The organism is Ruegeria lacuscaerulensis (assembly GCF_013034745.1).
Classification (GTDB): Bacteria; Pseudomonadota; Alphaproteobacteria; order Rhodobacterales; family Rhodobacteraceae; genus Ruegeria; species Ruegeria lacuscaerulensis_B.
The window spans coordinates 479403-492119 of the sequence record NZ_WQGP01000004.1 but is presented as its reverse complement, the minus strand read 5'-3'; the positions used below and the strand labels follow the sequence as shown (position 1 = coordinate 492119).

At 59.1% G+C, this 12717-nt stretch carries 15 protein-coding genes; 9 read left to right on the top strand and 6 right to left on the bottom strand.

The features are described from left to right. From GOV79_RS22265 to GOV79_RS11035, 5 genes are all read left to right on the top strand, one after another. The coding region (locus GOV79_RS22265) for a hypothetical protein (RefSeq protein WP_214648128.1) at positions 1–201 on the top strand (201 nt) is incomplete at its 5' end. A 224-nt stretch (positions 202–425) separates the two neighbouring features. Then, positions 426–1181: a 5-oxoprolinase subunit B family protein gene (locus GOV79_RS11050; protein WP_170775810.1), complete on the top strand. Its 756-nt coding sequence runs from the start codon at positions 426–428 to the stop codon at positions 1179–1181. Continuing rightward, entirely contained in the window at positions 1178–2176 is a 999-nt protein-coding gene (locus GOV79_RS11045; protein WP_170789810.1) for a 5-oxoprolinase subunit C family protein, read from the top strand. Before GOV79_RS11050 ends, GOV79_RS11045 begins: the two co-directional genes overlap by 4 nt. A gap of 13 nt (positions 2177–2189) precedes the next feature. Beyond that, positions 2190–2951: a LamB/YcsF family protein gene (locus GOV79_RS11040; RefSeq protein WP_170789809.1), complete on the top strand. Its 762-nt coding sequence runs from the start codon at positions 2190–2192 to the stop codon at positions 2949–2951. A gap of 150 nt (positions 2952–3101) precedes the next feature. Beyond that, entirely contained in the window at positions 3102–4349 is a 1248-nt protein-coding gene (locus GOV79_RS11035; RefSeq protein ID WP_170789808.1) for a hypothetical protein, read from the top strand. An 85-nt stretch (positions 4350–4434) separates the two neighbouring features. Here the strand turns inward: GOV79_RS11035 and GOV79_RS11030 are convergent, their stop codons facing one another. Beyond that, the gene (locus GOV79_RS11030) at positions 4435–5814 is read right to left on the bottom strand and encodes a D-alanyl-D-alanine carboxypeptidase family protein (protein WP_170789807.1); all 1380 of its coding nucleotides are present in this window, start codon (positions 5812–5814) and stop codon (positions 4435–4437) included. Between the two features lie 281 nt (positions 5815–6095). Next, on the bottom strand, positions 6096–6797 hold the full coding sequence (locus GOV79_RS11025; protein ID WP_170789806.1) for an HAD family hydrolase: 702 nt from the start codon (positions 6795–6797) through the stop codon (positions 6096–6098). 94 nt (positions 6798–6891) lie between these two features. On the opposite strand from GOV79_RS11025, the gene clpS reads away from it, so the two are divergent. Genes clpS through hemF form a run of 4 tightly spaced genes read left to right on the top strand, consistent with a single transcriptional unit; the run spans position 6892 to position 9947 of the window. Beyond that, on the top strand, positions 6892–7233 hold the full coding sequence (gene clpS, locus GOV79_RS11020) for an ATP-dependent Clp protease adapter ClpS (RefSeq protein WP_170789805.1): 342 nt from the start codon (positions 6892–6894) through the stop codon (positions 7231–7233). A 24-nt stretch (positions 7234–7257) separates the two neighbouring features. Then, a complete protein-coding gene (locus tag GOV79_RS11015) occupies positions 7258–8223 on the top strand; it encodes a class I SAM-dependent methyltransferase (RefSeq protein WP_170789804.1) in 966 nt (321 codons plus the stop codon). 37 nt (positions 8224–8260) lie between these two features. Continuing rightward, positions 8261–9058: an SDR family NAD(P)-dependent oxidoreductase gene (locus GOV79_RS11010; RefSeq protein ID WP_170775794.1), complete on the top strand. Its 798-nt coding sequence runs from the start codon at positions 8261–8263 to the stop codon at positions 9056–9058. A gap of 4 nt (positions 9059–9062) precedes the next feature. After that, positions 9063–9947 (top strand): oxygen-dependent coproporphyrinogen oxidase, encoded by an 885-nt coding sequence (gene hemF, locus GOV79_RS11005; RefSeq protein ID WP_170789803.1) that lies wholly within the window; start codon positions 9063–9065, stop codon positions 9945–9947. A gap of 2 nt (positions 9948–9949) precedes the next feature. On the opposite strand, the gene GOV79_RS11000 is transcribed toward hemF, so the two are convergent. From GOV79_RS11000 to modB, 4 genes are all read right to left on the bottom strand, one after another. After that, on the bottom strand, positions 9950–10357 hold the full coding sequence (locus GOV79_RS11000) for a hypothetical protein (RefSeq protein ID WP_170775791.1): 408 nt from the start codon (positions 10355–10357) through the stop codon (positions 9950–9952). Positions 10358–10388: 31 nt separating this feature from the next. After that, positions 10389–10802 carry a hypothetical protein gene (locus GOV79_RS10995; protein ID WP_170775789.1) on the bottom strand — a complete coding sequence of 138 codons (414 nt, stop codon included), beginning with the start codon at positions 10800–10802 and terminating at the stop codon, positions 10389–10391. A gap of 126 nt (positions 10803–10928) precedes the next feature. Further along, positions 10929–12026 carry a molybdenum ABC transporter ATP-binding protein gene (modC, locus tag GOV79_RS10990; RefSeq protein WP_170789802.1) on the bottom strand — a complete coding sequence of 366 codons (1098 nt, stop codon included), beginning with the start codon at positions 12024–12026 and terminating at the stop codon, positions 10929–10931. After that, positions 12023–12715, bottom strand: a complete 693-nt coding sequence (gene modB, locus GOV79_RS10985) for a molybdate ABC transporter permease subunit (RefSeq protein WP_170789801.1) — start codon at positions 12713–12715, stop codon at positions 12023–12025. The genes modC and modB overlap by 4 nt, the downstream gene beginning before the upstream one ends. Positions 12716–12717 lie beyond the last annotated feature (2 nt).

The window sequence follows — 12717 nt, the reverse complement described above, 5'->3', positions numbered from 1 at the left end:
CCGTCAGCACCGTCTCCAGCGCCCCAGCACCGCCTCAGCAGCGCCGGTGAAGGGGGTTCTAAGGTTTACCGATGGCCTCTGCAACAGCAAAATGACAAAAAGCGAAATTTTTTTGCAAAACTCTTTTTCTTTTATTTATCACAAGAACTTAGGCTGCACTTCGATGACGGAAACCTGCGTCCACCCATCGCAATCACCTAAGTACGCACACGGCGAACCTCCAATCCAGTCTATATATAGTGGATGATACCTGTTTGGCCACAATAACCCCCGAGTCGAAGGGTGGATTCGACTCGGAATCCGCCCACCCAAAACCAAGTGGACCGCGCCAAAAAAACCAATTTCAACCGAACAGCCCCAGCTTAACCTTGCGCAATCTGACCTAATGGGGTCAGGTCGCAGTCAGGATAAGCGCGCATCATGAAATGACCTCTAAATACGCTGACACTTTTCCCTGTATTCGCACCGTTGGCCTCGACGGGCTGCTGATCTCATTTGCAGATACCATGGCTGAACCTTCCAACAGGGCGGCATTGGCATTTCGGGGGGCAATCGATGCGTTAAACTGGGCCGGCGTTCTTGAGACATCAGCCTCATTGGCGTCGGCCTATGTTCGTTTTGATCCGGCCGTGCTGCCGCATTCTGACATCAAGGACCGGTTGACACACCTGTTAGCACAACAGGACTGGTACAAAGCGGCGATGCCTGCGGGTCGCAGGCTTTGGACCGTCCCTACTGTTTATGGTGGTGAGCTTGCGCCGCAATTGGATGACGCCGCCCAGGCCGCTGGTCTGGAACCGGCCGAGGCTGTGCAGCGCCTCAGTGCCACGCGGGTGCGGGTACTGACCATTGGTTTTGCCCCTGGGCAACCTTACCTCGGGCCGCTTGGGCCGGAATTCAACATTCCGCGCCTCAAGGATCTGACCCCTATGGTGCCTGAAGGTGCCCTGGTTCTAGCCATATCGCAATTCGTTCTGTTTTCGGGGCCTACACCCACGGGCTGGCGGCATGTGGGGCAAACGGCGTTCCGATGCTTCCGTCCAGATGCGCCCGACAGCTTTGCCCTAAGACCCGGTGACGAGATGCAATTCGTTCCCATATCTGCCGATGAGTTGAACGCCATCCGCGCAGACAATGGAGACGGGATGGGCGGCGCGACGTGTCAGGAGATCGAAGGATGAGCCTGTCAGTTCTGCGCATCGGTCCCGCCTGCACCATTCAGGATCAAGGCCGCACCGGATATCTGGATCAGGGTCTGTCGCGTTCGGGGGCTGCGGATATCACCGCCCTTCACGAAGGCGCAGCGCTGTTGGCGCAAAGCCCGGACTTGGCTGCGTTGGAAATGGCTGGAATGGGTGGCGAATTCGAAGCTACTCTGGGCACTGATATCGCCCTGACCGGTGCACCGATGCAGGCCAGCATTGATGGCAGTCCGGCCATGTGGAACGCCTCGCACAGGTTGGAGCCAGGTCAACGTCTGTCCATTGGGGCGGCCACGCAAGGCACGTATGGCTACCTCCACCTGAGCGGCGGGATTGATACGCCTCGGTTTCTGGGGTCTCGCGCGGCCCATCTGACCGCCAAAGTCGGGCGGGCCGTTCAGGCCGGAGATCAGTTGCCTGCCAAAGGCGGGGCTGGACGAGCGGGTATGAAGCTGCGGCCCGATGATAGGTTTTCCGGGGGGCGTCTTCGCGTTTTGGCCAGCTTCCAGACTTCTCTGTTCGATCAGGACACGCTGGATCGGTTCGCGCTGACCGGTTTCCAGCGGGGCGCGCGAGCGAACCGGATGGGGATGCAGCTTGAAAGCGCGGGCGAGGGCTTTGCCGCCAATGGGCAGCTCAATATCCTGTCCGAGGTTATCACTCCCGGAGACATTCAGATGACCGGCACGGGCAATCCTTTCATCCTGCTCCCCGAATGTCAGACAACGGGCGGCTATCCCCGCATCGCAACCGTGCTGCCCTGCGACGTCGCCCGCGCGGCGCAAACCCCGGCTGGGGGAGAGATACGGTTCGAGTTTGTGTCTCTGGAAGAGGCTATCACCCTGCACGCCGCCTATTTGGCCGATCTGGAGCGGCTACCCGGCCGTGTTGAGCCGATGATTCGCGATCCACGCGACATCCCGGACCTTCTGTCTTACCAGTTAATCGGCGGAGTGATCTCAGCCACCGAATAAAGGAGAATTGCCGATGCCCAGCGTCGATCTGAATGCGGATATGGGGGAAAGCTTTGGCCCCTGGAAGATGGGCGATGATGACAGCCTGCTGAAGATCATCACCTCGGCCAATATCGCATGTGGCTTTCATGCAGGCGACTGGGATGTGATGGCGCAGACGATGACGCTGGCCGCAGAAAACGGCGTTGGAATCGGTGCGCATCCCGGCTTTCCCGATCTACAGGGCTTTGGTCGCCGCAACATGAAAATACCACATGCGTCCCTGCGCAATCTGGTGCGCTATCAACTGGGGGCCGCGTTGGGTATGGCGCAGGCGGTTGGTACCAAAGTCCGGCATCTGAAATTGCACGGCGCGTTGGCCAATATGTGCTCGGTTGATGTGGATATGGCGCGCGCCTGCTATCAGGGTGCGTTGGACGTGGACCCCGATATCATCATCATGGTGCTGGCCGTCACCAAACAGGAAGAAGCTGTACGCGACCTTGGCTGCAAATGGGTCGGAGAGATTTTTGCCGACCGCGCCTATAATGACGACGGAACGCTGGTGGATCGCAGTCTGCCCGGCGCTGTCATCCATGACCCGGATCTAGCCGGGCCACGCATCCTGAACATGGTGCGCGAAGGAGCCATCATCACTGAATCCGGCAAACGGCTTGAAACTTCGATCGACACCATCTGCCTGCACGGAGATGGCCCAACGGCAGTGCAAATCGCGGCCTCGGTGCGCGAAAACCTGATTGCAGGTGGGGTCGAGGTGACGAAGTTCATTCGCTGATAAGATTGGCTTAAAACGAAGCGGCTACACCCTTGGTGTTGCCGGGGTCAGTTTCAGCCCCTAGCATGACCACAAGTCCATGTTCTGAATACCACAATCCCGGCAACACCCTGTGCCAGCTGCAAGGCGCAGGAGCAAGGAGATAGCTTAATGTCTTTCGATCTGATGTCTTACCAACCGCGCGGGGACAAGAAAAACTCGGATTTTTTCACCGAATATCTGCCCAAAATCTACGAACGCCGCACCAGCTCGGGCGTTGCCGATCTGGTCGGGGCGATGAAGGCAATCGTGATACAGGTGGAAACTGATGCGCTGTTTGACACTCTGGTCGAGCTCTACGTGATGACACCCTATCGCCACACGGCCAGCTATCTGGGGCACACACATAAATTCTCGGTCCTGCACTCGCATCCCGACTATCCGGCGCTGGTTGTGATGGCGCCACTCAATCCATCGTTCGAAGACTTTATACCCCGCATCAACCGTATGTATCCGCTGGCGCGGAAGACCCCGCAGACCCGCTATGTCGGAGAGGTTTTTGCCGCTTCCGACCTGACTGCGCTGACCCAAACGCTGCAGGATCAGAATATTCGATTCGAATATTCTGGGGACACCGAAAACCCGTTCTACACGCTGGATGGCCTGCGCTTCACAACCCCGTCGGATTTCACCTGCAACCGGGTGGGCTATTCGACGCTGGATTTCAACGACACCGACAGCCTGGGCCTAGGCGACCGGATTTTGCTGAGCGACGACGAAAAAGCCCGTCTGGATCAGGCCGCCGCATTTGGTGCGGACAGCAAGATTGCACCGCTGATGCTGGGCATTGACCACCTCGCCACGCGGGTTCTGGCCGGCGAGCGTGAGGACGCGATCCTCGAATTTCTGACCATGGTGCCCTACTATTTCTGGGGGGCGTACAACATCTCTGAGATGAATTCGTCCACCAATGTGAACCGAAACCCAAACGTAGATGATGACAAGAAATCGCCTGCCAAAGTGTTCACCGCCAACAACACGCCGTCCTTCGTGAATTCCTTCGCCAAGCTGCCGATGCCGACCGAGGATTTTGTCCGCAATTTCGGCCGTCGCCTGCATCACATGGCGGTCGAAGTTCAGGATGGCGATCACGGCGCGGGTGAAAAGAACGTGGATTTCGTGGTGAATACGCTCAAGGATAAGGGCGTGCCATTTCTGGCCCATGTGGTGGGTGAATGTAAGGATGATCCGAACCTTAAGCAGATCTTCTCGAAACACTCGAAAAACACGCTGCTGATCACCGAATATATCGAACGTTGCCACAAATATGATGGCTTTTTCACCAAGGATAATGTCGCCGCGCTGACCGCCGCGGCCGGGCAGGATGAGCAGTATCAGCACGGCCATGTGTTCGACTGAAGCGCTGATGTCCTGTATAAAGCGCCAAAAAAAGGCTGCGAGTTTCCTCGCAGCCAAATCCAACCAGGAGAGAGAATGTCGGGTCTTATGACGGCCCGATCATGAAACAGGTGACGTTGCGGGCCTGCAGCCTGCGGCACGCCAGATCGGCCTGTTCGCGGGTCATGCCCTGAAACGTCGCATCGAAGCCGCGCGCGCTTTGGTTCACTTTGCGCAACGTGCCTTCCAGAGTGGTCATTTCCGCCAGAGCGGTTTTCAACAGCACCTTCTCGGCCTCGTATCGCGTTGTGTAGCGACCCACATTCACACCCCACAAATGTCCACCCGACGTCGACAGACGGGTGACGATTTCGGGCTCGGGTTCTGGCTGCACATTCGGGTCGGTCGAGGCCAGAACCAGGCTATCCGGGCGCGCTGCGGGGCGCGGTGTGTCCCCCGTTGGAGCCTGCACATCCGCCTGCGCGATGGCTGCGGCGATCCCATTCTGGATGCGTGTATCATGCTGCGCAGCCGTGGCCGCGACGGCCCCGGCCAACTGCACAGTCGCCGCGCTTGGGCGCAAAACCGGACGCAGGCTGGTGGTCGGGGCACCGACCAGTCGCGCAACCTGCACATTCAGCCCTGCATTGCCCGCATAAGCCGGACGCGAAGGCTTGCGAATGGGCGCGCGCGACGGAGCGCGGCGGAAGCCCATATCCAGCAATTCTGCCACTTTGGCATTGCGCGATGCACCCGATTTGCCGCCAAAGACGGTAGCGATGATCCGTTCATCCTTGCGCTTGGCCGAGGCCACAAGGTTGAAACCCGCAGCCCGCGTGTAGCCGGTCTTGATCCCGTCCGCGCCTTTATAGGCGGCCAAAAGGCGGCGGTTCGTATTGGGCACCGTCTTGATCCCGGCATCGGTCGAACGACGCGAGAACAGGTTGTAATATTGCGGGTAATCATACAGCAGATGCCGCCCCAGAGTGGTCATGTCTCGCGCCGTGGACAGGTGGCCCGACTCGGTCAGGCCATGGGCGTTCTTGAAGGTCGTGCGGCTCATACCCATTGCTTTGGCGGTGCGGGTCATGCGGCGGGCAAATGCTGCTTCGGACCCGCTGATGGCGATCCCGATGGCCGTCGCCGCGTCATTGGCAGACTTCACCGCCGCTGCGCGGATCAGATACCGGAACGCAATCCGCTGCCCCGAGCGCAAACCCAACTTGGACGGAGGTTCCGCCGCCGCGGCCTTGGTGATGCGAACTTGCGTGTCCAGCTCGATCTCGCCATTCCGAACGGCCTCGAAAGCTATATAGAGCGTCATCATCTTGGTCAGTGACGCAGGGTGCAGCCGAGTGTCAGCATTGCGCGAATGCAGCACCTCGCCCGTACGTGCGTCAATCACCATCGCTGCGTAAGGCGCGGCAACCGATTGCACCGGCACCAAGGAAAGCAGCCATACGAATGCTATAAGAAATAAGCCCATTCGGGCCGGAACTGTCCGCCGAACCTGCACGATCTTTGCCTCTGTCTACCTCGGGCCGCCGGGTTTTCCCGGTCAGCAAATCATTTATTTTATTGCCCACCAGCGTAACACAGAGGTCGCGCGAAAGAAACCGAAAGCTGGCTAAATCGTCGTTTGTTTCAAGGCGTGTCGCACCACAATATGTAGAATAGAACCACCGCGCACCCACTAGATCAGCGCCTGACGCAGCGCCTCCACGCCCCTTGGCATCATTTTTTTGTAACTGGGGCCATTCGGCAACATCAGGAAAACGTGTTGATGAACCCCGACAACTCCCCAAGATCCCGCAGCTCTTTGTAGCGCTGTGAGGTGGATGGGACCTCGGCTTCTTCGATCTCCCATATCAGCCCGTGGGGTACATAGACGCCCCAACACCCAGCCTGAATCGGGGCGACCACATCGGACCGCATCGAATTGCCAACCATCATCGCATGTTCCGGCCCATCCCCGTGACGCGCGAAAATCTCAGTGTATGTCGCCGCGGTCTTTTCCGACACGATCTCGACCTCATCGAACAACTCGCCCAAACCTGATTGGGCCAGCTTGCGCTCTTGGTCGATCAGGTCACCTTTGGTGATCAAAACAACCTTGTGAGTCGTCGCGACGGCCTCAATCGCTTCGCGAGCATGGGGCAGCAATTCGATGGGGTGGGCCAACATCTCTTGCCCGGCTTCGATCAATTGGCGAATGACCAAGGCAGGCACACGGTCTTCCGTCACCTCAATCGCTGTCTCGATCATCGACAGGGTGAAGCCTTTGATTCCATAACCATAATGGCGGATATTGCGCTTTTCTGCGGCCAGAAGACGGTCCATCAGGTGATCCCGCTCGGCGTGATCTGCAAGCAGATCGGCAAAATGCGCCTGTGTCAGTTGAAAGAAACGCTCATTGTGCCACAGCGTGTCATCTGCATCGAACCCGACGATGGTCAGCTTGTTTTCCATTGCATTTGCGTCCTGCTGGCTCTTTTCTCTGGCCCCTTGGACGTTATATAACCGCTCAGATAAACCGAAGCCTGAATCGGTATAGGTGCGCGCAATGTTTGAAAACCAATGGACAATGTCTGACAAATCGGATGACGAGGGTGACTCGTCTGTCCTGGTCGAGACGCGCCCAAAGACCAAACGCCCGCCGCTGTACAAAGTCCTTTTGCTGAACGATGACTACACCCCGATGGAGTTCGTGGTCCATGTGCTTGAACGTTTCTTCGGCATGACCCACGCGCAGGCGTTCGAGATCATGCTGACTGTGCACAAGAAAGGCGTCGCCGTCGTTGGCGTCTTCAGCCATGAGATTGCCGAGACCAAAGTGGGTCAGGTGATGGATTTCGCCCGCAGGCACCAGCACCCCCTGCAATGCACCATGGAACGCGAAGAGTAACCCTACTCTTCCCGTAAATCGCTGATGTCCCCTCGTCTTGATCTTGCCTTGAACAGCGGCCTTGCGCTGTCACAGCCGCTGACAGTGATCGGTCCGACACCAACCCACGACCTGTCCGCGATGCCGCGCGAGGCGCAGGTGGTGCAGCCGTTCAAACCATTCCACGACCATTTTGAAGCGCAGGGGTTTGACGTCACACCCGAGGCCAGAGAGGCGTGTCAGGACGCAGTGATCTTTCTGCCCCGCGCCAAGGCGCTGGCCCGCAGCCTTGTGCATCAGGCTTGCTTGCGGGCTAAAGGCTTAGTCGTTGTGGACGGAGCCAAAACCGACGGGGTGGACAGCCTGCTGAAGGACATTCGCAAACGCGTTCCAGTCGAAGGGCCGATTTCCAAGGCGCATGGCAAGATATTCTGGTTCACCTCGGATCCTGCGGCGTTCGCCGATTGGGCTGCGCCCAAGTCGCAAGTGGTGGACGGGTTTACAACGGCCCCTGGTGTGTTCTCGGCGGACGGAGTTGACCCGGCCTCAGCCCTGTTGCTGGACGCATTGCCCGCTAAACTAGGCGCGAGGGTGGCTGATCTGGGCGCGGGCTGGGGTTTCCTGTCTGCAAACCTGCTGCAAAAACAAGGGCTGCGCAGTCTGTATCTGGTTGAGGCAGACCACATCGCCCTGACCTGCGCCAAGACAAACGTCACCGACGAAAAGGTATCGTTCCATTGGGCGGACGCCGTGACGTGGCGTGCGCCCGAGGGGCTGGACGCGGTTGTTATGAACCCGCCCTTTCACACTTCGCGCAGCGCAGACCCCGCGCTGGGTCAGGGCTTTATTCAATCCGCTGCGCGCAATCTGGCGAAGCACGGAGAGCTGTGGATGGTGGCCAATCGCCACCTGCCTTACGAAACAACTCTGAACGACACATTCGCGCGTGTCGAAGAAGTGACCGGAGACAATCGGTTCAAGGTGTTCCACGCCTCTCGCCCTCGGCGATGATCCCGGTTAACCTGCGCGCAACTCAGGGAGGTTCCGCATGTCCTTTTCCATAACAGGCAAGACCGCCATCGTGACCGGCGGCGCCAATGGCGTTGGCCTGGCAATCGGTCGGCATTTTGCGGATGCAGGCGCCAATGTGATGTTCGCTGACATGGACGAGAAGCGCCTGGCCGAGGAACTGGGCGAACAGGCCGATGACAGCAACATCCGCTTCTTCGCGGGCGATCTGCGTGAAAAACTGACCATTGCAAACCTACTTTCGGCCACGATAGACGCCTTCGACCAAGTGGATATCCTGATCAATGGCTCACGGCAGGTGATCCCGTCGGACCCGCTGGATACCGATGATGACTCGGTCAAAACCTTGCTGAATCAGAACCTGATGCCTGCTCTGCGTCTCAGCCAGGTTGTGGCCAAGCGCATGATCAAACAGGCCGGTGACGGCGACGCGCCCGCCGGATCGATCATCAACCTTTCCTCGATTGCCGCACGCCGTACGCACCCGGACCTGATGGCCTATTCGGTCTCGACCGCCGCGTTGGATCAGATGACGCGATCGTTGGCCGTGGCCTTCGCCCCGCATCGCATCCGCGTAAACTCGATCGCGTTGGGGTCGGTGATGAGCGCCTCGTTGCAGTCCACGCTCAAGGAAAACCGCGATTTCCGCGATGATATCGAGAAACACACGCCGCTGGCACGCATTGCCGCCCCGACCGAATTGACCGAGACGGCGCAGTTCCTGGCCTCGGACGCGGCAGGGTTCATCACCGGACAAATCCTTACCATTGACGGCGGTCGCACCCTGCTAGACCCCGTCGCAGCCCCGGCCCACTAAGCTTATGTTCGAGATCGAAAAATCCACCGCCTCTGCCTGGTTCCGCCAACTGCGCGACGACATTGTAGTCGCGTTTGAAGCGCTGGAAGACAGCCACGACACCGGCCCCTTTGCCGCAGCTCAACCCGGCCGGTTCGAGGTCAAGGAAACCAAGCGCCATTCGGATGATGGGTCAGACGCGGGCGGAGGATTGATGTCGGTCATGCGCGGCGGTCGTGTGTTCGAGAAAGTGGGCGTCAACGTCTCGACCGTTTACGGCACGCTGGGCGAGCGAGCGCAGCACGCTATGGCAGCGCGCAAGGGCATTCCGGGCATGACCGAGGACCCGCGGTTCTGGGCTTCGGGCATTTCGCTGGTGGCGCATATGCAAAACCCACATGTCCCGGCGGTTCACATGAATACCCGAATGTTCTGGACCCCGCATGCCTGGTGGTTCGGCGGCGGGTCGGACCTGAACCCGTGTATCGAATATGAAGACGACACCAACCATTTCCACTCCGTCCAAAAGGCGCATCTGGACCCGCATGGGCCGGGACATTACCCGCGCCTCAAAGAGTGGGCGGATGAGTATTTCTATATCCCCCACCGCAAACGCGCACGCGGTGTGGGCGGGATATTCATGGATGACTATTGCACCGGCGACTGGACGGCGGACTTTGCGTTGACTCAGGATATCGGCCGCGCGTTTTTGCCTGCCTTCCTACCGCTTGTTGAAAAGCGCCGGGTGCAGGGGTTTGATGACGCAGACAAAAACACCCAGTTGGTGCATCGCGGACTCTATGCGGAATACAACCTAGTCTATGATCGGGGCACCAAGTTCGGGCTGGAAACCGGCCACGATCCCGATGCTGTGCTGATGAGCCTGCCACCTTTGGCAAAGTGGGTTTGAGGTCAGAACCCAAACTCCAGAAAATTGTCAAAGCAATACCCCTGCGCCGAGGCTGCCGACAGATTTTCGCCCACACGTTTGACGGTGACGGAATAACTCGTGCTGGTATCCGCGCCCTCCGGCGGCGTTAGGGAGAACTGCACGGTGCGGGTCTGTTTTTCGTAGGCGCGGTAGATATAGATGCGCTGGGTCGCCTTGGTTCTGAGCGTCCGAATAGCATAATCGCCAATACCACACCAATAGGCCACCGGCGCCGACGTTCCCCGCGTCGAGACTTCGTAAACGCCATTGCCCTTGTCTGCCACATTGATCCGAATGGCCGGGTTCAACCTGAACCCCACCCCAACAGCCTGTGCCAGGCCCGGCACTACAATAGCGATTGCCACAATCGCCGCTTTCCATGATGTCATCTGCGTCCTTAATCGGGCCGAATTGGCCGCGCTATTTCTTCCTTCGGAAATCAATAACGCTATCATAGCACAGGTTTTCGGCCCGCGACGCAGATAAGTTTTCCCCCACGCGGTTAACAGTGAGCGAATAGCCAGGGGTCGTGTCGATGTCCGCCGGAGGATCGAACGAGAATTTGACGGTGCGCGCACCCGGCACATAGGCTTCGGCGATGTAGATACGCTGAGTTCTTGCCTTGCCCAAGGTCTGAACCGCGTAGTCCCCAATACCACACCAATAGACCGGGGCCGACGAAATGCCGACCGGTTCCACCCTGTAGACGCCACCCTCCTCAGGCGTGACAATCACTTGGAACGTGGGGAAAATCCCCACCCCCGGTCTGTTTGACTGCGCGGTCGCGGACCCTGCGACGACGACCAGAAAAATCGCGGCCAGAATAGCTTTCACGAAAATACCTCCGTCCTAAAGGCCTGATGCCACTGGGCTTAGGTCCATAAGACGAATTGAAATATTTAGCTACAAGCGCACGCTTGACCACGATTGCGTTACCCGATTGATAACAAAAGCCAGAAGTTAGCTTTGATTCACCCGTCCGCCCACGTCATGCGGGGCAAGCGCAACTGTCTTGATGACCGCATAACATTGCATCCCGGTTTGCAGACCCAGCGCATCGACCGAACGGCGCGTGATGCGGGCCAGAACCGGACCGGCAGTGGTTTGCAGCGACACGATAGCGCCCGGCCCGTCGCCTGCGCGGATCGTGTCGACCGTGCCAGACAGCACGTTCAGGGCCGAAAGCCCCTCGGGCGGTTTGTTCGACAGGATGACCTCTTGTGCTGGGATGCGGATACGCAGGGTCTCGCCAATTTGATGCGGAATACGCGGCAGAAACAGGCTGGCCCCGCCCGCATCCAATTCCGTGAGGCCATCCACATGGTGCTTCGACACCCGAACCTGCAACACCGCGCCAACCGCCCGGATACCCGCAGGCGCAACCGACGGGTCGGCCAGAACCTCGGAGGCTGGTCCGTGGCGCACCGCCTTGCCGTCCTGCAAAGCAACGACCGACGTTGCCAGCCGCGCGACCTCAGCCGCAGAGTGGGTGACGTAGAGGATTGGGACCGAGACCTCATCCCTGAGCCGTTCGAAATAGGGCAGAATCTCACCCTTGCGCGCATCATCCAGAGCGGCCAGAGGCTCGTCGGCCAGAATAAGGCGCGGGCTGGCCAGCAAGGCCCGGCCAATCGCCACGCGCTGTTTCTCACCCCCCGACAGACCCGCAGGGCGGCGGTCCAGCAGATGGCCGATACCCAGCATCTCGATCACTTTGTCCGGGTTTTCACGCCGCGCGCCCTTGGGTGCGAACCAACGCCCGTAGGACAGGTTCTGGCGCACGGTCAGGTGGGGGAACAAGCGCCCTTCCTGAAACACATAGCCCAGGCGGCGTTTATGCGGCGGCAGCCACAAGCCCTGTTCGGTGTCAAACAACTCCCATCCGTCCACGGCCACGCGGCCCGAGGCAGGTTTCAGCAACCCGGCTACGGCATTGACGACAGTGGTTTTGCCCGAGCCAGACCGCCCGAACAGCACCGTCACGCCCGAAGGTGCATCAAAGCTGAGATCCAGTTTGATATGAGGTAGATCGTGCTGCAACCGGACGGAAAGGCTCATGACCCGGCCACCCTTGCCGCAACTCGGCGGCCAATGAATTCCGACAACAAAAGCGCGCCCATGGCGATGATAATCGAGATCACGACCAGTCGGGTCGCCGCCGCCTCACCGCCCGGCACCTGGAGAAAGGCATAGACTGCCGACGGCAACGTCTGGGTTTGTCCAGGGATGTTCGAGACGAAAGTGATCGTGGCACCAAATTCGCCCATCGCCTTGGCAAAAGCCAGAATAGCGCCCGCTATCACGCCCGGCAGGATCATCGGCAGAGTGACGGTTGCGAAGACCATCAGGCGCGAGGCCCCAAGCGTCGCCCCCGCCTGCTCCAGCTTTGGGTCAACCGCCTCGATCGACAGACGGATCGCGCGCACCATCAGCGGAAAGGCCATTATGCCGGCGGCCAGCGCAGCGCCGGTCCAACGGAATGCGAAAACGATGCCGACCTCCGCCAGCACGCGTCCTAGCGGCCCATGCAGCCCAAAGGTCAGCAACAGCAAATACCCGGTGACAACCGGAGGCAAGATCAAGGGTAGATGCACCAGCCCGTTCAATACCTGCCGCCCCGGAAACCGCCAACGTGCCAGCGCATAGGCCACGAATATCCCAAACGGCAGCGTCACCAGCGTCGCCCAGAATGAAACGCGCAGCGACAGTCGCAACGCCTCAAGCTCATCTGGTCCCAGCCAACCCATGC

Coding starts and splice junctions, on each gene's coding strand:
- modB (WP_170789801.1), bottom strand. CDS start 12,715: ATGGGTTGGCTGGGACCAGATGAGCTTGAGGCGTTGCGACTGTCGCTG.
- modC (WP_170789802.1), bottom strand. CDS start 12,026: ATGAGCCTTTCCGTCCGGTTGCAGCACGATCTACCTCATATCAAACTG.
- GOV79_RS11025 (WP_170789806.1), bottom strand. CDS start 6,797: ATGGAAAACAAGCTGACCATCGTCGGGTTCGATGCAGATGACACGCTG.
- GOV79_RS11050 (WP_170775810.1), top strand. CDS start 426: ATGACCTCTAAATACGCTGACACTTTTCCCTGTATTCGCACCGTTGGC.
- GOV79_RS11045 (WP_170789810.1), top strand. CDS start 1,178: ATGAGCCTGTCAGTTCTGCGCATCGGTCCCGCCTGCACCATTCAGGAT.
- GOV79_RS11030 (WP_170789807.1), bottom strand. CDS start 5,814: ATGGGCTTATTTCTTATAGCATTCGTATGGCTGCTTTCCTTGGTGCCG.
- GOV79_RS11035 (WP_170789808.1), top strand. CDS start 3,102: ATGTCTTTCGATCTGATGTCTTACCAACCGCGCGGGGACAAGAAAAAC.
- GOV79_RS11040 (WP_170789809.1), top strand. CDS start 2,190: ATGCCCAGCGTCGATCTGAATGCGGATATGGGGGAAAGCTTTGGCCCC.
- clpS (WP_170789805.1), top strand. CDS start 6,892: ATGTTTGAAAACCAATGGACAATGTCTGACAAATCGGATGACGAGGGT.
- GOV79_RS11000 (WP_170775791.1), bottom strand. CDS start 10,357: ATGACATCATGGAAAGCGGCGATTGTGGCAATCGCTATTGTAGTGCCG.
- GOV79_RS11015 (WP_170789804.1), top strand. CDS start 7,258: ATGTCCCCTCGTCTTGATCTTGCCTTGAACAGCGGCCTTGCGCTGTCA.
- GOV79_RS11010 (WP_170775794.1), top strand. CDS start 8,261: ATGTCCTTTTCCATAACAGGCAAGACCGCCATCGTGACCGGCGGCGCC.
- hemF (WP_170789803.1), top strand. CDS start 9,063: ATGTTCGAGATCGAAAAATCCACCGCCTCTGCCTGGTTCCGCCAACTG.